18 protein-coding genes and 1 pseudogene are annotated in these 20,487 nt (G+C 50.8%); 8 read left to right on the plus strand and 11 right to left on the minus strand.

Going from position 1 to position 20,487, the window contains the following annotated elements; genetic code table 11:
• The first annotated feature begins 19 nt into the window (after positions 1 to 19).
• Complete coding sequence (locus H6629_05785) at positions 20 to 1,135, plus strand: hypothetical protein (GenBank protein MCB9067301.1); 1,116 nt, start codon at positions 20 to 22, stop codon at positions 1,133 to 1,135.
• 72 nt (positions 1,136 to 1,207) lie between these two features.
• On the opposite strand, the gene H6629_05790 is transcribed toward H6629_05785, so the two are convergent.
• The 8 genes and pseudogenes from H6629_05790 to H6629_05825 form a co-directional block, all read right to left on the minus strand.
• Complete coding sequence (locus H6629_05790) at positions 1,208 to 1,657, minus strand: hypothetical protein (protein ID MCB9067302.1); 450 nt, start codon at positions 1,655 to 1,657, stop codon at positions 1,208 to 1,210.
• Positions 1,632 to 2,912, minus strand: a complete 1,281-nt coding sequence (locus H6629_05795) for an alpha-galactosidase (GenBank protein MCB9067303.1) — start codon at positions 2,910 to 2,912, stop codon at positions 1,632 to 1,634. Before H6629_05795 ends, H6629_05790 begins: the two co-directional genes overlap by 26 nt.
• 13 nt (positions 2,913 to 2,925) lie before the next feature.
• Positions 2,926 to 3,273, minus strand: a complete 348-nt coding sequence (locus H6629_05800; GenBank protein ID MCB9067304.1) for a hypothetical protein — start codon at positions 3,271 to 3,273, stop codon at positions 2,926 to 2,928.
• Positions 3,274 to 3,398: 125 nt separating this feature from the next.
• A pseudogene (locus tag H6629_05805) lies at positions 3,399 to 4,491 on the minus strand (amidohydrolase family protein).
• 286 nt (positions 4,492 to 4,777) lie between these two features.
• The gene (locus tag H6629_05810) at positions 4,778 to 5,650 is read right to left on the minus strand and encodes a DMT family transporter (protein ID MCB9067305.1); all 873 of its coding nucleotides are present in this window, start codon (positions 5,648 to 5,650) and stop codon (positions 4,778 to 4,780) included.
• Entirely contained in the window at positions 5,647 to 6,996 is a 1,350-nt protein-coding gene (locus H6629_05815; protein MCB9067306.1) for a D-tagatose-bisphosphate aldolase, class II, non-catalytic subunit, read from the minus strand. Before H6629_05815 ends, H6629_05810 begins: the two co-directional genes overlap by 4 nt.
• Positions 6,993 to 7,931: a carbohydrate kinase family protein gene (locus H6629_05820; protein ID MCB9067307.1), complete on the minus strand. Its 939-nt coding sequence runs from the start codon at positions 7,929 to 7,931 to the stop codon at positions 6,993 to 6,995. Before H6629_05820 ends, H6629_05815 begins: the two co-directional genes overlap by 4 nt.
• A 10-nt stretch (positions 7,932 to 7,941) precedes the next feature.
• Positions 7,942 to 9,009 (minus strand): SIS domain-containing protein, encoded by a 1,068-nt coding sequence (locus H6629_05825; protein MCB9067308.1) that lies wholly within the window; start codon positions 9,007 to 9,009, stop codon positions 7,942 to 7,944.
• A gap of 154 nt (positions 9,010 to 9,163) precedes the next feature.
• Here H6629_05825 and H6629_05830 point away from each other — a divergent pair, with 154 nt between their 5' ends.
• A complete protein-coding gene (locus H6629_05830) occupies positions 9,164 to 9,925 on the plus strand; it encodes a DeoR/GlpR transcriptional regulator (protein ID MCB9067309.1) in 762 nt (253 codons plus the stop codon).
• Positions 9,926 to 10,128: 203 nt separating this feature from the next.
• On the opposite strand, the gene H6629_05835 is transcribed toward H6629_05830, so the two are convergent.
• Positions 10,129 to 10,290 (minus strand): hypothetical protein, encoded by a 162-nt coding sequence (locus H6629_05835; protein MCB9067310.1) that lies wholly within the window; start codon positions 10,288 to 10,290, stop codon positions 10,129 to 10,131.
• A 505-nt stretch (positions 10,291 to 10,795) separates the two neighbouring features.
• Here H6629_05835 and H6629_05840 point away from each other — a divergent pair.
• The 6 genes from H6629_05840 to H6629_05865 all read left to right on the plus strand — a co-directional run bounded on the left by H6629_05840 (position 10,796) and on the right by H6629_05865 (position 17,772).
• Positions 10,796 to 11,170: a DUF4874 domain-containing protein gene (locus tag H6629_05840; protein ID MCB9067311.1), complete on the plus strand. Its 375-nt coding sequence runs from the start codon at positions 10,796 to 10,798 to the stop codon at positions 11,168 to 11,170.
• Positions 11,167 to 12,492 carry a DUF4832 domain-containing protein gene (locus H6629_05845; GenBank protein ID MCB9067312.1) on the plus strand — a complete coding sequence of 442 codons (1,326 nt, stop codon included), beginning with the start codon at positions 11,167 to 11,169 and terminating at the stop codon, positions 12,490 to 12,492. Before H6629_05840 ends, H6629_05845 begins: the two co-directional genes overlap by 4 nt.
• Positions 12,493 to 12,579: 87 nt before the next feature.
• Positions 12,580 to 13,911 (plus strand): Gfo/Idh/MocA family oxidoreductase, encoded by a 1,332-nt coding sequence (locus tag H6629_05850; GenBank protein ID MCB9067313.1) that lies wholly within the window; start codon positions 12,580 to 12,582, stop codon positions 13,909 to 13,911.
• Between the two features lie 103 nt (positions 13,912 to 14,014).
• On the plus strand, positions 14,015 to 15,094 hold the full coding sequence (locus H6629_05855; protein MCB9067314.1) for a galactokinase: 1,080 nt from the start codon (positions 14,015 to 14,017) through the stop codon (positions 15,092 to 15,094).
• A 7-nt stretch (positions 15,095 to 15,101) separates the two neighbouring features.
• The gene (locus H6629_05860; GenBank protein MCB9067315.1) at positions 15,102 to 15,992 is read left to right on the plus strand and encodes an NTP transferase domain-containing protein; all 891 of its coding nucleotides are present in this window, start codon (positions 15,102 to 15,104) and stop codon (positions 15,990 to 15,992) included.
• Entirely contained in the window at positions 15,979 to 17,772 is a 1,794-nt protein-coding gene (locus H6629_05865) for a Na+:solute symporter (protein ID MCB9067316.1), read from the plus strand. The genes H6629_05860 and H6629_05865 overlap by 14 nt, the downstream gene beginning before the upstream one ends.
• Positions 17,773 to 17,867: 95 nt before the next feature.
• Here the strand turns inward: H6629_05865 and H6629_05870 are convergent, their stop codons facing one another.
• Positions 17,868 to 18,815, minus strand: a complete 948-nt coding sequence (locus H6629_05870) for an NmrA/HSCARG family protein (GenBank protein ID MCB9067317.1) — start codon at positions 18,813 to 18,815, stop codon at positions 17,868 to 17,870.
• Between the two features lie 181 nt (positions 18,816 to 18,996).
• A complete protein-coding gene (locus H6629_05875) occupies positions 18,997 to 20,409 on the minus strand; it encodes a B12-binding domain-containing radical SAM protein (GenBank protein MCB9067318.1) in 1,413 nt (470 codons plus the stop codon).
• Between the last annotated feature and the right edge of the window lie 78 nt (positions 20,410 to 20,487).

Raw genomic sequence — 20,487 nt, forward strand, 5'->3', positions numbered from 1 at the left:
CAATTAACCGGGAGAAATGATGACAGATTTTTCATTTTACAGCAGATGCTGCAAACAATTTTGGGTCATCTATTTTTACGCGTTTTTATTGTCGACACAATCTCTGTTGGCAAATGACATAAACATCGCGCTGCACGGCCTGGAAAACACCCATTACCATCGATTGACATCGACCATCGCGGATCAGACATACCATATTTTTATCCGCCTGCCGGAAGGTTTTTCCGCAGATGAAAAATATCCGGCTGTTTATTTACTGGATGGCGGCATCACTTTCCCGATCTTGGGCGGCTATTATAAATATCTTGAGCTTGCCAAAGAAATACCAGCAACGATTATCGTGGGAATTTCTTACGGAACAAGCGACTGGCAAAAAGGCAATAATCGCAGTCGCGATTTCACAGCAAAATCGGATGAGCGATCGTATTGGGGCGGTGCGGGAAATTTTCAGAAGGTGTTTAGCGAGGAAATTTTTCCATTGGTGGAAAAACAACTACGGCGCCGATCCCGCTCGGCGGATCATTTTTGGGCAATCGCTTGGCGGGCAGTTTGTGCTGTTCACCGCGCAAACTGCACCCGATTTATTTTGGGGACATATCGCGAGCAACCCGGCGCTGCACCGCAATCTGGATTTTTTTCTGAACACCGTTCCGGACGATGCCGGCAGTGCGGCAAAACCGCGTTTATTTGTATCCAGCGCTGCGTCGGACGATCCTGTTTTCCGGGGTCCTGCGGTAAAATGGATACAACACTGGACGGTCAAAACGCAAGTGCCCTGGGCGTTGAAAACTATTACGCTCGACGGGCACAATCATTTTTCGGCAGCGCCGGAAGCATTTCGACAGGGGTTGCACTGGATTTTTTCCAACGAAAACTGAATCAGGGTAAACCAAACGGCACACCATACAACATAATCCGCAAAGGCCTGCTCACCAGAGAATCCCGGAATTGTGACCGGAAATTGGCTGTTGCCCATTACTGCGATTGGCTGTTTTCCCATCCAGCAATAACGATTTTAGTACTGTATTTACAGCGAATCGCAGTTCACAGCCGGTGTTTTGTTGACCAATTATCCATGATCAACAGCAACAGCATCTGTCTTTTTAGCTTTATTGACAATTCACTTTTTTATTAAAAAATGCCACTGTTTCTACCGGTTTTCGCGAATAGAAACATTGGCATTAACCTCAACAAAAACAGCTGGTTGCTAATCCGCGTTTTCGGGCGAAACCTCGATGAGCAGAAACTGTTTGAATGCAACCGGCAACATGTGGTTTTCACCGGAAACCGTGGACAACTGCGTGCCGTTCACGTAATCCGTTACCGTGTAATTGCGCCCTTTTTCCAGCCCGCGGAGTTCCACTGTGCCATCAAAATTTTCCGCATAAAACGCGTAAAACATGCTGCCGTTTTTCGCGATGGCGTGGGTTTCCGGTCGGTCGTAACCGATGTCGTACAGCTCGCCGCGATAAATGCCTGTCGGCAACATTTTCTCATTGTAAACGCTTACCCACTTCGCCCAGATTTTCTCTTTTTCGGCAGTCAGATCGATATCGGAGTCCTTTTTTGCGCCCACCGGCCAGGTGAATTTTGTTCCGACAATCCCGCCGATGCCCACGGTGGAAGCAAAATCACTGAGACTGTCGCTGAGTTCCACGATGATCGCCGTAATACGGCGCAGACGGTCCCATCAACGCTTTGAGGGTTTTGCCTTTCAGCCGGATTTGCCACGACGACAACGGATCGGACGACACCGCCTGATTCATGAACGGCAGGTTGAAAAAGGAGTACGCCGTTCCGCAGGGGCAGATTTCCACAACGGCATCGGATTTGTGAGCGAGTGCGGTTTCAAAAATCATTTCGAAAAATTCGGGGAGTTTTTCCACGGCAATTTCAGGATACGGGTGATTGTGCGCCGGATTGTAACAGGGCGGCACGCCGTTGAGGTGCTGTCCGTCGATTTTCAGCCCGTCGTAACCCCAGGTATCGATGATTTTATCGACCAGTTTGCGGGTGTATTCCAGCACCGGCGGATATGCCGGGCAAAGGTAGTACGAATTCCACCAGGTGATGTCCTGATACGATCCGTCCGCGTTTTTGAGCAGGTAATCTTCATGATTTTTGATGAGATCGGTGCCGGGATCGACCGCCAGCGGTGCCCACCACAATTTCGGGCGCAGCCCGTTTTGGCGGATCGTTTCGGTGAACGCCAGCATATCGCGATCGCCGCGCGGGAATTTGCTTTTCAGCAGATACCAATCACCTTCAGCGGTTTGCCAACCGTCGTCCAGCACCGCCCATTTGAAGCCGAGTTCCTTCACTTTCGGCAGCGTGCCGTAAATTTGCGGCATGGTGAAATCGCGTTCGTAACCCCATGCACACCACACCGGATCGTATGACGACGCGGGCGTTTCGCGGAACTCAATACCGCTGCGAATCATGAATTCGCGATAGTTAGCCAACGCTTCAAAATAATCGGATGAGTGTGCAGCAACAAATGTCCGCAGCGTTTCGAAGGTCTCGCCAGGTTTCAGCGTCACGGATTTTTCCTGCGAAACACGAATTTCCGCATGTTCGTCGCTCATCGAAACTGGCAACGACACCAGCTTCGGCGCCAGTTCCACATGCCCAACCGCCAAACCGCCGCTCCGAGACCATACATCGCTGACCGGCGTGCCGCCGCCGTAATCCGAGGCGTTCATTCCCATATAATTTTTCTGTTCGAATCCGGGCGAAAGCGGTTTCACCCAGTCGTCCCGGCTTTCGTACGAGCCGCTTTGATACGACCACCAAAACGGCGCTTCACCCACATTTTGGGTGGCGTTTTGCAATTGGTATCGATTGTTCACCCAACCATCGATAACGATATCCGCAGTGCCGTTGTTCGTGTATGTAACCTGATATACTGCCATTCCAGGGAAATCGTCATACAGCGAAATGGCAACATTTTTTGGAGATTTTCAGCCGTTCCCGTAAAACCACTTGCTGACCGCTGCCGATTTCATCGCTCAATTGCTGCACCTGTTTGTTGGCATATTTGAAATCTGTCAGCGAATTTCCGGCGATTATCAAATATTCTGACGGCGCAAATTCACCGAATTCAACACGTCCGGTGGGCAGATTTGCCGCAACCCGGCTGTGCAATTGATCGTTAAAGGTAATCTCGATCACTTTGCCGGCAACCGTTTTCGAGGCGTTCGATTGCGAACAACCGGTGAGAAGCCCGGCAATCAACACGATCGCAACCCGGCTGATTATTGCTATTTTTCTCATTTTCTATTCTCCAAGTTTCAGGATTTTATTCTGGATTCCGGATTCTCGATTCTGGATAAGGATAAAACCGGACATTTTTTTACTTTTACCTTTTCACTTTTTACTTCATTTATCCTTTATCTTTTTCACTCCGAATCCCGCAAACCCAATATTTTCAACGCGTTGGCTCGATACAATTTTTGCAACACTTCATCGCTCAGCCCAAACCCGTTGAGCGCCCAGTGATACCCGAATTGCTCATTTTCGTAAAAATGCTCATCTGCGCTTTCCAAAATCCGGAAAGTGATTTGATACATATCCGACGCAAAACCCATGTCCGTGCCGTACAGCAGCCGGTCCTGATAGCGTTCGTAGAACGCTTTGACGCGACGGGGAATCGGTGCGGTTTCCGCATAGCGGGCGGAAATATCGGCAAACAGGTTGGGGTATTTGTCGAGCAGGTCGCCGAGAATCTGCAAATCGTAGCTGCAATTGGCAAAATGGCAGGCGATGAACGTGGTTTCCGGGTGGCGTTTTACGGCGTTTTCCAAAATATCGATCATGCCCTGATGCTGCACGATGCCCGGCTGGTTGTCCAGCCGCCATTCGAAGGCATTCATCAAACCGTCGTTGGTGGAATCCATCGGTTGATACATCCAGATCGGTTCGGCAACGTGGATATTAATCGGCATGTTGAGTTCGGCGCATTTTTGCAGCAGCGGGTCCATCCGCGGATCATCCAGATGCATGCCGTAAGCTTTTGTTTTTCCATAAACTTGTCCCTTCCCTTTATCGCCCAGTTCGCCGACACCGCGCGCGCCAACCTTGTAACAACGCTCCAGCTCCGCAACCGCTGCCGGACCATATCCCGGCTGATCATAACCGCTGTAATCGAACCCGCACCACAACTCGAAAACGGTCGCCGTATTTGCTGTATGCGGCGTAAATCGAATCGAACGCTGTGCCGACGGCGTAGGACAAAATAATGGTTTTCTCGATGCCCGCCTCATCCATATTTTTTACCCATTGGGCAATTTCCGCATCGCCCTGGGCGTAGGGATGCGAGTGCATGTCGATCACCGGAAATTTGGCTTTGGTGATGTGCGATTTCGGCACGTTGTAAATCGATTTCGGGCGATAATTTTTCAGCAGCAGCGCTTCCGGCGCGGTTTGCGCGATGGCGATCCCGGAAAACAGTGTGCATCCGGTGAGCAGCATCGCGACAATGTTCAGGTTCATCCGGAATAATTTTGATGATTGAGCCATTGTTTTAACCTGTTGTTTATTTGAGTTTTGCAAGAATAAGGGATAAGTGATATGATCTTCAGGAGATTCCTGCCTTCGCGCCGAAGGCGCTCCTTCTTCGAGCAGGAATGACAACAACCAATTTTTACTGTCACCCCTGCGAAGGCAGGGGTCTCCTGATTCATTTCCACACAGTTACATTCAGCCCGTCAGTCGTATTAAATGTTATCATTAACCCACAATCCGGAACTTGTGCTGAGCGGCGCCGAAGCGTCCGGAATCACTCTTCCTCAATTGCCATCAAAAATGCGGACAGCACCGCCAGCAACATTCCGCAAAGGATAATCCAATGCGGCATATGCTGGTAAATGATGAGCGACAAAATGATGGTGATTACCGGTGCGCCGGCGTTGGTGAGCGGACTGACGATCATTGCTTTTCCGTAGCGGAACGCGTAAACGATGCACAGCGCGCCAACCGCGTTAAGCGTCTGGATGAGATAGGTCAATCCCGGACCGCTGAATCCCCAGTTGATTTCCTGCGAAAAGTCGGTCATCCACAGCGCAAACGGGATCAGCAGCAAACCCGTGACGGTCATGTAAAAAAAGATGCTTTCCGCTTTCATCGTTTCGTTGGCGAATTTCATGACATACGCCTGAATGCCCCATGCCAGAAACACCAGCAGCGCCAAAATCACCCACAGCGATGTGCCGGTTTGCCCGTCCGCCGGTTCGGAATAGGACAGCAGCGGAATGGCGACCAGCGCCAGCAAAATGCCGATCCAGCCGCGCGCGCTGGCGCGTTCTTTCAGGAACATATACGACAGCAAAATTGTCACCACCGGCGACAGCGAAATGATCGGAAACAGCAAATACGCCGGGCTGATACGAACGGCTTCGAACAGCACCAACTGCCCGCCGGCACCCAAAAAGCCGATCGCGCTGCCGAGCAAAATTGCGCGGCTGTTGCGTTCCAGCTTCCAGTCGATATTTTTCAACGCAACCAGCATCGGTGGAATCATGGTGAGCGCCCAAACGGCGTAGCCGAGCGTTGCGGGAAATCCGCCCTTTTCGGGAATTTCGATGATCGCACCCCAAATTCCCCAAAACAGGGTGGTGATCAGCGCATAAAAAAGCCAGTATCTGTTTTTCACAAGTTTTCTCCTCTGTTGACATGTGTTACAATCGCGGTTCCGTTGGCGGCGGCCGTTGCGAAAGCATAAATTTCTGTGACCTGCATAATTTTATCAATAATGATATCAACCGGTGAATTGGCAATACGCTGCTCGCGCAGATGCTGGTATTGCGTCGGCAAAAACTGGCTGATCAGCGTGAGCGGCAGCGGATGGCTGGTGAGATTGGCAATCAATTGGCCGATCGCCTGCTGCACTTCCGGCATTGGCCAATAATAGCGAATCCGGTCGGAGTAGCTGAACATCAACGCGTAATCGATTGCCGCATCGCTGCCGTGATAATGATGTTGCCAATATTTGGGCTGATGGCGCATCACGCCGTTCAACACTTCCCGCAGCCGGGAAAGCTGCACGGATTTGCTGCCGGAAAGCCATTGCTGCTCCATCATTTCCAGCGCAAAAAGGGCTTCGCGCATCGCAAAAGTGAGCCACGGACCCACTTTCAAAATGGCGAAATGATCTTCCACCAGTTCCCGCAAATTCGCCCGCGATTGGTAATCGGTGGAGTGCGCCTCAAAAACCAGCCCCGGATATTGTTCGATCAGCGCGGAAAGTTCCGCAGCTTTGGCGCGGTGATAATCCACCACCGTGTCGTCGCCAAACTCGACGCCGGGCTGCACCACAACGCCGATCACCCGTTGCCAGGCATCGTGCAAATTGCGCGCGTAAAACGCTTTTTGAGTGATTTCGATGGTCGCGCGGGCATTTTGGGGCGTGGTGATCGCCAGATCGCTGAGCGCTTCCTGCGCACCGCCGGGAATCGGCACTTCGGTTCCGATGATGTAAACGGGCGGCATATCGCCAGCTGCGGCTTCGCGAAACGCTTTTTCACTGATCTCGCACAGTTCTGCGGCGCGTTCCGCGATAGTTTCCGGCGCCAGCGGCGAATGCGCACCGCCGGGATCGTCCGCACAGCGCATGCTCGTATCGAGATGGATTTTCCGGTAACCGGCCGCCACGTATGCGGCAATCTGGTCGCGGGCTTTGCCCATCGCAGATGCGGCGGGCTCGCGCTGCCAAACGTTCGGACCGAGGTGATCGCCGCCGAAAATCAGGCGATCGGCGGGTAAATTTTCGGAGCTGGCGATTTCGCAAACCATCGCGATAAATTGCGCGGGCGTTTGCCCGGTGTAACCACCAAACTGGTCCACCTGGTTCGAGGTCGATTCGATGAGCAAATGGCTGTTATCCCGCAATGCCTGGCGCATCGCGGCGCGCAGCACAAACGGGTGCGATGAGCAAATCGAATACATCCCCACGGCTTTGCCCATTTTATGGTGATGGAGAATTTCCCGAATCATTTTCAGACCTCACCCAACAGCGATTTCAATTTTTTGGCGAGTGCTTCGCGATCGGCAAATGCGCCGGTGCCGCCCATTTCCGTCACTGCAACTGCGCCGCAGGCGTTCCCGAATTTCAGGCAGGATGCCCAATCATCGCCGTTCAGATAGCGATACAGAAATCCGGCGTTGAAGCTGTCGCCCGCGCCGGTGGTTTCCACAGATTCAACGGAAAATCCGGGATGTGCAAAACTGTTTCCGAGCGCCCGGACAGTTGCACCGTCTTTCCCGAGCTTTACGGCCAGCACTTTTACGGATGCCGGAAACGCCTCAACAGCTTCTGCAATTGTTTGTTTTTTCGTAATTTGCAGCAATTCGTCATCGTTTGGCAAAAAGATGTCCGTTTCCTTTAGCGCGGCGTGCAAATCGTCGCCCCACTGTTCGTCCGGGTCCCAATTCGTGTCCAGCGAGGTGGACAATCCCAGCGCTTTTGCCCGTGCAAAAATCTTGTGCACATCTTTCCGCAACCCGGTTTGCAGGAAAAAACAGCCGACGTGCAGGTGTTTCGCCGTCGCGATGTAATCCCACGGCAAATCGTCGATGGTCAATTGGGTCATCGCGCCCAAATAAGTGAGCAGCGCTTTTTTGGGCGGGTTGGCCAGAACAATTGTTGCGCCGGTTTTCAGGCTGTCATCGACAATGATTTGCGAAGTATCCACCCCGCCGGCCGCCAGCGCATCAATCATATATTTGCCAAACGTATCGTTCCCGGCTTTGCCGATAAACCCGACATTCGCGCCGATCGCGGAAAGGTTGTGCGCGGTAATCGCCGACGAGCTGCCCATTGCAAAGCGCATGTCTTCCGCCAGCTGTTCTTTTTCGTTTTCGGGCATTGGCACGCGCCACAATACCAGATCGATATTCAGTTCACCAATGACCACAACATCTAGTTTTTTCTGCATCTTAGCTACCTCAAAGTTTAACAACTGCCGACAGGTTTTTGGGTTGATCTGGATTAATGCCGCTGGAAACAGCTTTGTAAAATCCCAGCAATTGCAGCACCGGAATATACAGGATTGGCAAATAATTCGGGCTGACCCTTTTGGGGACCGTGACCTCGTATTCCGCCTGCTGAACCGATGATAACCGGTTGGGTTTTATTACCAGAAATCTGGCACCAAGTTTTTGAATATCCTCGATCATGCGCACTTCGTAGGAATGGCTGTTCGGGGTGAGCAGCAGCGTAACCAGCGTATTGCGGTTGGCGGTGGACATCGGGCCGTGGCGATATTCCAGCGAATGAAAGCTCTGGGTGGATAAAATCGACATTTCCTGCACCTTCAGCGCAGCTTCGTTGGCGATGCCGTAACAGGGTCCCTGCCCCAAAAACACGAAATTTTCCAACTGCGGTTCTGCGCAAATTTCCCGGATCAGCCGTTCATTTTCGCTGATCATCTGGCTGCTGAAATCCGCGATTTCGTTCATTTCGCCAAAAAATGCCTCGCGATAGTTGTGCATTTCCGCGAGGCAAAGCACGCTGAGCAGCATCGTGGAAAACGAGCCGGTCATCACTACGCTTTTCTCGGTCTGGAACGGGAAACTGATTTGCTGCTCGCTGGCTTTCATCATTTCCGAATCTGCGCTGCAGGAAATGGCCAGCGTGGCGTGCGGGGTATTCTTCCGCACAAATTTTGTGGCTTCCACAATTTCGGTGGTTGTGCCGGAACGCGACAGCGAAACGAGCATGTGTTTTTGCCCGCTGCTGAATACGTCGTCCGGATACATCAGAATTTCCGATGCCGGCACCGCACACGCCGGAATGCCGGTGATGTTTTTAAACAACCAACTGGCGGTTTGCGCCAGATAATACGATGTGCCGCAGCCGGTAAATGTCCAGAAATGATCCCGGTGTTTTGCTACCAGATCGTGCAAAAATTCGCGACGGTGATACAACTCGCCCAACGCCGATTTCCACCCGTTTTGCTGACGCAAAATTTCCTGGTATGTGATTGGTTGTTCGCCGGGTTTAACGTTTATCATCAATATCTCCCTGATTATTTCGCATGTTCGAAAAATTGTAAAAATTGCTTATATTGAATGCTGTTCCGGGACACTTTACAACCCTAAATTTGTATTTGACTTTCATCTGCTTTCATTTTATAATAAAACAAAAGTTTTTAGAAGGAGACAACTTGTGTTAGCAAAAGAAAGACAATCGAAAATCATTGATATGATGAACACAGACGGTCGCGTAACGGTTGATGAGCTTTCCCAGATTTTCGATGTTTCTACCGTAACCATCCGCAACGACCTCGATATTCTCAGCCGGAACGGTATGCTCCAGCGCATTCACGGCGGTGCGGTTCGCAAAAAATTCAGCCATCTCGATCTGCCGATTTTTGAGAAACAAAAATATCATACGGAAGAAAAAGAGCAAATTGGCAAACGCGCCGCGGAACTGGTGGAGGACAACGAAACCATCATCATCGATTCCGGAACAACCACCCAATTTGTTGCCAAACACCTTGCCAACAAAAAAAATATTACGGTAATCACTCACGCCATTAACATTGCTTATGAACTGGCGCCGTATCCGCAAATCGAAGTGATTTTGACCGGTGGTGTGCTGCGCAACAATTCCTACTCGCTGGTGGGGCCGCATGCAGAGGAGTTTATCAAATCGTTTTACGTTCATAAATTTTTCCTGGGACTCGACGGTTTTGATCTCGCTTTCGGGCTTTCCACCCAAAATGTGATGGAAGCCAAGCTGAACGCCCTGATGGCTCAAAATGCCCAGCGGGTGATCGCTGTTTGCGATTCTTCCAAATTTCATCGCCGGGGTTTCGCCCAGATTATTGCGGCAGATAAACTGCACGCGATTGTAACGGATAAAAAAGTGCCCGATGACATTCGCCAATGGGCGACAAAAAACCAGATTGAATTGCTAATCGCATAAATAACAGATGTTTATCGATCAATTAGCTGCAAATTTTGAAAATTGATTGCAGGCGAATTTACGACATCTGATCCCCCTCTGCCGGATTATGGGGCGATCACTAACGCCAACAGCAGTCACATGCAGCATTTTTGCAACAGCTTTCATCCGCCGGTCTGCATACCACATTTTCCCCAATTGAAATTCCAAATTGCGCTTCCCAATCAAATCACAATCACAAATTTGCCGCGCGTTTCGCCAACCGCACTGCTGATGTGGTAGAAATACAATCCCGGCGCAACCAATTGTTTGTTGTAATTTTTCAGATCCCAGATCGCCACGCCCGGCGCGAGGCTCTGTTCCGCACGATGTTCAATGGTTTGCACCAGCTCGCCCGCGCTGTTGAAAATGCGGATGGTTGCCGCTGTCGGTAAATGGGTGAACTGGATCTGGCTGTCGCGTCCCTGTTCCCAAATATTGGTGACAATATACGGGTCGAAACGATATATCCAAAGTGTGATGTTCTGTGCGCTAAAATTTTCTTTTACTTTCGTTTTAATTTAACAGAAATAAAAAAAGTCAAATTGTTTTTCGATATTTTAAAAAGTCGAACCCATCACCGGAAAATATTATATTTTTCGCAATTGCACAGCATAGCTGCTATTCGACAATTAATTCTGCAATACTTTCATCTTTTCTACCACACAAAATTTTTCTCTGCCGGCTCACACAACAATCTATTGACTTGTTTTTTCTTTTTTTTATCTTAATCTGAAACGTTTCGCAGGAATACAACTGACTGGCAGTAACTCGGATTGCGCGATCAGCATGCCGTTTCTTCTTTAAAATTTATCGACACAATTCTTTTTCAATCGCAAACGGAGAGAATCGATGCAAAAATTTTTCCATATCTTGTTTTTCGTATTCTTGCTTTTGCTTTCGAATATTTTGTTTGCACAACAATATGTGACCGTTGCGTATGACAACTCCGGAGCAGATTTCCCAAACCCGGAACGGGGATTATACCCGTATCGCGAAGCACCGCTGACGCTATCTTACGTGCAGGGGCTTCGTGCGCAAAACATCACCACCATCTGGCGATTGTATAATATCGGTGCATATCGCAACGGACCGCTGTCCGCCACGTTTTTGCAGCAGGTGGAAAACGATTTGAATGTTGCGCGGGAAGGCGGTGTGAAGCTGATTTTGCGCTATCGTTACACGGTTTCGCAAACCGGCGAAGACGCCCGCTGGACACCATTTTGATGCACATTGACCAGCTTGCGCCGGTTTGGCAGGCGAATTACGATGTTATCGATTATATAGAAGCCGGGTTTATCGGCGCGTGGGGCGAGTGGTATTATTCCTCCAACGGATTGAACAACACCAACGATCGCCGCACGGTATTGTATGCGATACTCGATGCACTGCCAACAGAACGCAGCGTTGTGATCCGCACGCCGGGATACAAAAGCGCATCTACCAAACCACGGTGCCGCTCTCCCGGACGATGCGTTCGACGGTTCCAACCGCGCCCGGACTGGCGCACACAACGATTGTTTTTTACCAGCGAAGACGATTACGGCACTTACGAAGATATCGAAGCGGACAAAACTTATCTCAATCTGGATAACCGGTATGTGCCGCAGGGCGGCGAAACTTGCAATCCGGGCACATTTGCCCATTGCACCAACGCATTGGCAGATCTGGCGCGGATGCGCTGGTCCGGTTTAAATAAAGATTACCACACGGCAGTTTTACAACGATTTATCGCCGAAGGCTGCATGGGCGAAATCAAACGACGGCTCGGCTACCGTTTCCGGCTGCTCGACGCCACTTTGCCAGATAGCCTGCTACCCGGCAGCGAGTTCCGGCTCAATTTCAGTTTGGTGAATGATGGCTGGGCGAGTCCCTTTAATCCCCGGCTAGTGGAGGTGATGCTCCGCAACGTGCAGGACAGCACTACCTATTTTCTGGAAACGGGCGAAGACCCGCGTTTCTGGCTCGGCGGCGATACGGTTGCCACAGAAATTATTGGCGGCATTCCTGCCAATCTTCCCGCCGGACGATACGAAATCATGCTGAACCTGCCCGACCCGATGCCACAGCTCAAACGGCGCAATGTGTTCGCTATCCGGTTGGCAAACCTGAATACCTGGGACGAAGCCACCGGCTACAATTCGCTGCTGCACGATCTGGTTGTGGATCCGGCAGCCGGCGGAACGCCATACACCGGCAGCGCATTTTTCAACATTCTCGATACGTCAACGGACATCGAGCCACTCGAACGCAACGTGCCGGACACCCACATTCTGGAAGGCAATTATCCCAATCCGTTTAATCCGTCCACCATTGTCCGGCTGAATGTTTTGCCGGCGTATTCTATTGATCCTGTTGAGCTTACGATTTTCGACATCACCGGAAAACGTGTCAAAACACTACTCGATCGCGCGCTTGCACAGGGCGTTCACGAAATTGAATGGGACGGCAGCAATCACAGCGGATCGCCCGTGAACAGCGGCGTTTACATCCTCCGGCTGAAATCCAGCTCTCATTTCGAAACACTGAAAATTCAACTCGTTCGTTAGATTTTTTAGATCTGCACAGAAAACGTATTTTATTTTCCCGACAAAACTGTAAATTTGGACAATCTGCAACTAAAAAATGAGGACCGCATGAAACCGTATAGCAGACGCGAATTTATCAAAACCGGGGCAGTGGCTGCGGCAGGCCTTTCTGTAATGCCGAACATTTTATTGGGCAACGATGACCGGAAAGTCCGGCTGGGCTTTGTGGGTGTGGGGCTGCGCGGCAGCAGCTTGCTGGAGCTTGCCGCCCGGCGAAAGGACACCATCATCAACGCCATTTGCGACATCAACCCGGAAGCGACCCAAAACGCCGCCAAAATTTTACAGGAGCATGGCAAAAGCGCCAAAGAATTTTACAACGGTGAGGAAGATTACAAAAAACTGGTGGCACGGGACGATCTGGACGCAGTGATCATCGCGACGCCGTGGGTATGGCACACGCCGATGGCCGTTGCGGCCATGCGCGCCGGAAAATACGCCGGTGTGGAAGTGCCCGCCGCGCTCACGCTCGAGGAATGTTGGGATCTGGTGAACGCATCCGAAGAAACCGGCATGCCCTGTATGATGCTGGAAAATGTTTGTTATCGCCGCGATGTGATGGCCGTCCTCAACATGGTTCGCCAAAATATGTTCGGCGAATTGCTGCACTGCCAGTGCGGGTATCAGCACGATCTGCGCCACGTAAAATTTGAGCCGGGCGTGGAATTTGGCGAAAATGGCGTCCACGAAGCGCGCTGGCGCACCGAACATTCCGTCAAACGCAACGGCGATTTGTATCCTACTCACGGCGCAGGTCCCATCGCAAAAATGCTGGACGTTAACACCGGCAACCGCTTTTTGGCAATCAGCTCGATGGCTACCAAATCGCGGGGATTGCACAATTATATTGTTGAAAAAGGCGGCGCGGATCATCCCAACGCCAAAGTGCAGTTCGCGCTGGGCGATATTGTTACATCGATGATCAAATGCGCCAACGGCGAAACGGTGGTGGTCAGCCACGATACCAACCTGCCGCGCCCGTACTCGCTGATGTTCCGCGTGCAGGGCACCCGCGGTTTGTGGATGGATGATAACGATTCCATCTACATCGAAGGCGTGAGCGAGAAACCGCACAAATGGGATAAATTTAAGGATTACCAGAAAAAATACGACCACCCGCTCTGGAAAAAGCATGAAAAAGACGCCGAAGGTGCCGGACACGGTGGGATGGATTATTTTGTCATCAACGCATTTGTGGAAGCCGCGAAACGCAAAGTGCCGACCACGCAAGACGTGTACGACGCAGCCGCAATCAGCGCGATTGTTGAACTTTCCGAACGCTCCGTATCGTTGGGCGGCGCCCCGCAGGAATTCCCGGATTTCACCGGCGGGCGCTGGATTCGCCGGAAAAATGTCTACAAATTCAACGATGAATATTGATTATTACTGTGGCACGGCGTTAACGTGCCACCAAAACTCAGAGCATTATCACCCGTGGGCGGCCGACCGGTCGCCCCTGTATTTTTAATTAAAACAACACCTTATGAAACCATCACAATCCATCGTTTCCCGTGCACCGGGACGGGTTTGCCTGTTCGGCGAACATCAGGACTACCTCAGCCTGCCGGTTATTGCTGCGGCAATCGACCGCCACATTCGCATGACAGCCACGCCCATCAGCGAACAAATATTGCAGATCGAGATGCCGGACGTCGGGCAGCAGCGGGAAATACCGCTCGATTCACCCTTTGATACGTTGGAAAAACGCGATTATTTTGGCTCTGCGATTCGCGTTTTACGCCGACGCGGGTTTTCGCTGCCGCACGGCTATCGCATCGTAGTTACCGGCAATATTCCCATCAACGCGGGGGCATCCAGCTCCAGCGCGATGGTCGTTGCGCTGCTGCGGTTGTTGCACGAGCTTGCGTTCCCCGGCAAAATACTGGATCGGGAAACGTTGGCAAATCTCGCATTCCAAACCGAAGTGCTGGAGCACAACGAGCCCGGCGGCATGATGGATCAGTTCACCATCAGCCTCGGGAATGTGGTGCACATCAACACAGAAAATTTCACGTTTAGCACCCTTTGCGAATCGCTGAACGGGCTTGTGCTGGCAAATTCCGGTATAAAAAAAGATACGCTAAAAACGCTGGCGACCCTCAAAGCCGCTGTTTTTGAATCTGTTGAAATCATCTCCAATTTACTGCCGGATTTTCAGCTAAAAACCGTTACAGAGCATAGCCTTCCAAAATATCTGGCAATGCTGCCAACCCATTGTCATGCCGCATTTCGGGCAGCCGTTTTGAACCACCTGATCACTCAGCAGGCGCTGGAAATTTTTGACAAGCCCAAACCGGATCTTGCACATCTCGGGCGATTGATGTATAATCATCACACCATTTTACGGGATATGTTAAACATATCAGTCCCGAAAATTGAACAAATGATAGACACTGCGATGGCTGCCGGAGCAGCGGGAGCCAAAATCAACGGATCGGGCGGCGGCGGAACCATTGTCATCCTCGCGCCCGGCAAACAGGAAGCCGTTACCGACGCGCTACTGGCGCTGGGTGTTGATGCATTCCCGGTGAATGTCAGTCGCGGTGGGGAGATTGTTGGGTGAGGGAAATATGCACAACACATTAATCATCCTCGCGGCAGGGCTTTCCTCGCGAATGAAACGGTCGGCAGCCGAAGGTGCGCTTTCCGAGTCGGATGTAAAACAGGCCAGCCAGCGCAGTAAAGCGCTCATTTCCGTTGGGAAAAACAACCGTCCGTTGCTCGATTATTTGCTGTATAACGCGCGATCTGCCGGATACCGGGAAATCATCATCGTAAAGCGCCCGGACGATACGCTGATGCAGGAATTCTACGGCGAGAAGATGACCGGCAACGATTTCCACGGGTTGCAGATTTCTTTTGCAGATCAACATATTCCGCCGGATCGCGAAAAACCGTTCGGCACCGCCGATGCCATTTTTCAGGCGATGACCCAATTACCGCATCTGCAGCAAACGCCGTTCACCGTTTGCAACAGCGATAACCTCTATTCCGTCACCGCGTTCCGGCTGCTGCGGGAAACATCCAGCCCCAACGCGATGATCTGTTACGACCAGAGCGGGCTCGATTTTTCACCGGAAAAAATCAGCGGTTTTGCGCTGTGCCGGTTGAACGCAGGCAATCACCTTATCGATATCGTCGAAAAACCGTCAGTGGAAACGCTCAACGAATTCGCCGGAAAATACGGTTTCATCCCGGTCAGCATGAATATTTTCAAGCTCGACGGAAAAACCATGTTTCCCTATTTCGAGAATTGTCCTGTTCACCCCGTTCGCAACGAAAAAGAATTACCGACGGCAATAATGAACATGATTTCAGAAATACCGAATGCCTTGCTGGGCATTTACCTATCGGAACACGTGCCGGATCTCACCGCAAAAGCGGATATCGCCGCTGTGCGGGAATTCCTCGCAACACATTATCCTAACGATTTATGGGAATCCAAATATGGTGCTGAATAATCTCGACTGGACAATTATTTTACTCTTTTTTGTGGTATCGCTGACGATCGGCGTGATCGCGGCGCGCAAAGCCGGCAAAAATACGGCGGAATTTTTTCTCTCCGGCAGAAGCATGCCGTGGTGGCTGCTCGGTGTTTCGATGGTGGCAACCACATTTTCCTGCGATACGCCCAATCTGGTAACGGATATCGTGCGCCAAAACGGCGTTTCCGGCAACTGGGCGTGGTGGGCGTTTTTGCTCACGGGCATGCTGACCGTTTTCATTTACGCGCGGATGTGGCAACGCTCCAAAGTGCTCACCGATCTGGAATTTTACGAACTGCGCTACAGTGGAAATATGGCTGCGTTCCTTCGCGGATTCCGGGCGATTTATCTCGGCGTGCTCTTCAATATTATGGTGATGGCTACGGTTTCGCTGGCGATGATCAAAATCGGTGCGGTGATGCTGCAATGGTCAGCGGTAAAAACGCTGCTGATTGTTTCAACGATTACCGTGATTTACAGCGCCATCGGTGGCTTGCGCGGCATTTTGCTCACCGATTTCTTCCAATTTATTTTAGCGATGGTCGGCTCTGTCGGCGGGGCGTATATTTTGCTGCAACTGCCGCAGGTGGGCGGTTTGTCGAATCTGCTCAGCCATCCGAATGTCATTTCGCGCATCGATTTATTCCCGGATTTTTCGAATACCGATGCCCTGTGGACGCTGCTGATTATGCCGCTGGCGGTGCAGTGGTGGAGCGTTTGGTATCCCGGTGCGGAACCGGGCGGCGGCGGTTACATCGCCCAGCGGATGCTCTCCGCCAAATCCGAAAAAGATGCCATCGGCGCGACACTCTTTTTCAACGCGGCACACTATGCGCTGCGCCCGTGGCCGTGGATTATCGTCGGGCTGGCGTCGCTGGTGGTTTTCCCGGATATCGCATCGTTACGCACGGCGTTTCCGGGTGTTGATCCGGCGATAATCCAGCACGATTTCGCTTATCCGGCGATGCTCTCTTTTCTGCCCAGCGGATTTTTGGGGCTGGTTGTCGCCGGACTGATTGCGGCGTACATGTCCACCATTTCCACCCATCTCAACTGGGGTTCATCATACGTCGTCAACGATTTTTACCGGCGATTTGTAAAAACCGATGCCGGCGAAACCCATTACGTTTCGGTCGGGCGCATCACAAACGTTCTGCTGATGGTGGTCACCTGCATTTTTGCGCTGCTGCTCAGCAACGCGTTGCAGGCGTTCAACATTCTGTTGCAGATCGGCGCAGGCACCGGATTGATTTTCATTCTGCGCTGGTTTTGGTGGCGAATTAACGCGTATAGCGAAATCACTGCGATGGTCGTATCTTTCGCAGTTGCGTTGTATTTCAATTTTGTGCATTCGTACACAGGATTGCCGGAACTGTCCGCATCGATGCAAATGCTCAGCGGCGTGGCAATCACAACGGTTGCATGGGTAATCGTCACTTTTTTAACCAAACCGGCGGATATGAAAACGCTGGCAAAATTCCACAAACTGGTGCAGCCGGGCGGTCCGGGCTGGGAAGTGGTTCGCGAAGCATCCCGCAATTTGAATCTGCCGGAAGCACAGGAATTACAATCCGGCTGGCGGGTGCCGCAGGGTATTTTGGGAATGGTTATGGGCTGCCTCGGTGTGTATAGCTTGCTGTTCGCCACCGGTTACTGGATTTACGGCAACACAACGCCAGCAATCGCGATGACCGTTTTGGCGATTACAATGATGGTCGGTTTGCTGAAACTGTGGCCAAAACTGAGCAGCGAATAGATTCGCAACTAATCTGAGTACAAAAAAAACGGGATCGTTGAATAATCAGCGATCCCGTTTTTTTATATCATGTTTTCAATTGAATTTGAAGCGCGCTACTCTATCGGAATACGACTTTTATTATTCGCCAGCCACGATTCAAAATCTTGCAGCGCCGGATTTAGCGCACGGGATTCATCCAGTTTGCGGGCGTCGCAAAAATCTGTGTTAAAATCGCGTTTGAACTGGAACATATTCCCGAGATCATCCGCGCCCGGGAAGCCGAAACTGCGGTACACAGCCGGATCTATCGCATTGTATTGCACGGGTTTGCCGATCGCTTTGGCAAATGCGGCGGCCATTTCGTCACCGGTCAGATGTTCGCCGGCAATGCCCACGGTTTTACCGATATATGTATCGCCAGCCTTGAAAATGCCGAACGCACATTTGCCGATATCTTCCGCCGCGATGCCCGGTAATTTTTTGTCACCCATCGGGAAAGTAATTGCCAATTTGCCATCTTCACCGGCTTTCGGACCCATCCCGAAATAGATAAAATTATCCCAATAAAACGAGGTATTCAACAGCGTTACCGGCACCAATTTGCTGAATATCGCGTTGGCTTCGCCTTTTGCGTCGAAGTGTGGCACTTTGTATTTTTCCATCAGCGTGGGCATGCGGTCATCACTGAGCGGCACCCAGTTTCGGGTATCTTCGAGCGTGGACCAAACCACATGTTTCACACCGGCAGATTTTGCGGCTTCCGCCATCGCTTTGGCATGTGCCAATTCTTTTTCCGGCGAAAAATGCTCCCAAAAAAACGTGACGCAATAAGCGCCGTATGCACCTGCGAACGCTTTTTTCAGACTTTCCGGATTATCTGCATCCGCAGCAACAACTTCGACACCCTGTTTTGCCAATGCTTTGGCTTTGTCTGAATTTACATCCCGGGTAATTGCACGTGCGGCAAACTCACCGCTTTTATCGTTCATAATTGCCTGAACCAGACCGCCACCCTGTGCACCGGTAGCGCCCATAACCGCAATTATTTTTTTAAAAGCCATAATCATCTCCTTTTGTTGAAATTTGAAAAAATTATCCCTGCAAAACGGTTCGTTCAGCGGGACATTTATCGCATTTCCAAAAATAATGAAAACCAGCGGCTAAGTGTAAAAATGTTTTTTTCTGCTATAAAATTATCAACCGGATGTCTGTGGCGAAAATAGGTAACACCGTTAACGAAAATTATTCCGGACATTGCACCAATTCATTTTCCGCTACCGTTTCCGTCGGGCGATTCGGTTTTATCTTCGAAAGCACCGCTTCCAGCAATGGCAGTGTGGCATTGAGATGACGGGTTTTGATGATAAAATTCCAGACCGGCTCAAATTTTTTCCAGCCGCTGGTGTATGCAAGATGTTTTACTGTATGTTTAAAATTGTCGTGCGAAACGCCTGCGCGGAAAATATTTGCCCAACTGTAAAATTCGCGATACGACCAGTCGTAACCGTTTTTCAGCACCTCCGGCGATAATTTTACCGGCTTGTAAACCACGCTGCGGGTATCGTACAAATCCCAGTTGCGTGTCACAATTCTGCCAGCACTTTCCATTTGCTGATACAACCGCGTTCCGGGATACGGCGTCAAAATGTGATATGTGGCGGTGGTCAATCCATTTTGCACGCCCCATTCAACGGTATGTTTGAACACATCGGCGTCGTCATCGTCCAGCCCGAAAACGAAGCTGCCGTTGATCATGATACCCAGATCGTGCAGTCGTTGAATAGCTTTTCGATAATCGCGCCCGAGGTTTTGTTTTTTGTTACTGGCTCGCAGATTTTCCGGACTGAGCGTTTCGAACCCCACAAACAAGCTGCGCAGCCCGGCTGCGGCGGCTTTTTCCACCAGATTTCCCCGCAAAATAGAATCAACCGTTGCGGCACCCTGAAACACACGATTCATCCCGGACATGCCATCAAACAGGGCAGACGCAAAACGGCGATTACCAAACAAATGATCATCCAGAAAATACAAATGCCGCCCGGGCAGCCGCTCAATTTCCGCCAAAGCCGCATCCACCTGCTGAACGTAAAATGATTTTCCGCCTTCAAAAAAAGCATCTTTGTAACAGAAATCGCAGTGATGCGGGCAGCCGCGCGTCACTACAATTGAATTGGGAACGAGGTAGCGATTACGTTTGATCAAGTCGCGCCGGATCGGCGGAATTTCTTCGATGGTGCGAAGCGCTGAAAAATAGCTGGGCTGCGGATTGCCATTGCGAAAATCGCGCAAAAATTGCGGAAATGTTGCTTCGCCAGGACCGAGAAAAATGGCGTCGGCGTGCTGGGCAGCTTCCTCCGGCAGCGATGTGACATGCAGCCCGCCCAGCGCAACAAACGCACCTTTTTTCCGGTAATGATCGGCAATTTTGTATGCCCGGAACGCGTTGGTAATGTATACCTGGATGATTACGAGATCCGGTTCATCGTTGAAATTTAATTCCTCAACATGCTCATCCCGCAGATCAATCTCATCGTCATCCGATAGATATGCAGCAAGTGTGGCCAGCCCCAACGGCGGGAACAGTGAATATTTGATGGGTCGCCAATACGGGCTTTTTGCTTCTGTCAGCGCCGGGAGAATCATTTTTACTTTCACAGGCAAATCCTTTTCTTTTCGAATTGATTTCACTTTGCATTGCAAAGCAAAACTAAAACAAACTACTTTGCATTGCAA

This window comes from Calditrichia bacterium, from assembly GCA_020634975.1.
Taxonomy (GTDB): Bacteria; Calditrichota; Calditrichia; order RBG-13-44-9; family J075; genus JACKAQ01.

Coding starts and splice junctions, on each gene's coding strand:
- H6629_05820 (MCB9067307.1), bottom strand. CDS start 7,931: ATGCAGAAAAAACTAGATGTTGTGGTCATTGGTGAACTGAATATCGAT.
- H6629_05840 (MCB9067311.1), top strand. CDS start 10,796: ATGCAAAAATTTTTCCATATCTTGTTTTTCGTATTCTTGCTTTTGCTT.
- H6629_05855 (MCB9067314.1), top strand. CDS start 14,015: ATGAAACCATCACAATCCATCGTTTCCCGTGCACCGGGACGGGTTTGC.
- H6629_05860 (MCB9067315.1), top strand. CDS start 15,102: ATGCACAACACATTAATCATCCTCGCGGCAGGGCTTTCCTCGCGAATG.
- H6629_05825 (MCB9067308.1), bottom strand. CDS start 9,009: ATGATAAACGTTAAACCCGGCGAACAACCAATCACATACCAGGAAATT.
- H6629_05850 (MCB9067313.1), top strand. CDS start 12,580: ATGAAACCGTATAGCAGACGCGAATTTATCAAAACCGGGGCAGTGGCT.
- H6629_05870 (MCB9067317.1), bottom strand. CDS start 18,815: ATGGCTTTTAAAAAAATAATTGCGGTTATGGGCGCTACCGGTGCACAG.
- H6629_05865 (MCB9067316.1), top strand. CDS start 15,979: ATGGTGCTGAATAATCTCGACTGGACAATTATTTTACTCTTTTTTGTG.
- H6629_05785 (MCB9067301.1), top strand. CDS start 20: ATGACAGATTTTTCATTTTACAGCAGATGCTGCAAACAATTTTGGGTC.
- H6629_05800 (MCB9067304.1), bottom strand. CDS start 3,273: ATGAGAAAAATAGCAATAATCAGCCGGGTTGCGATCGTGTTGATTGCC.
- H6629_05795 (MCB9067303.1), bottom strand. CDS start 2,912: ATGGCAGTATATCAGGTTACATACACGAACAACGGCACTGCGGATATC.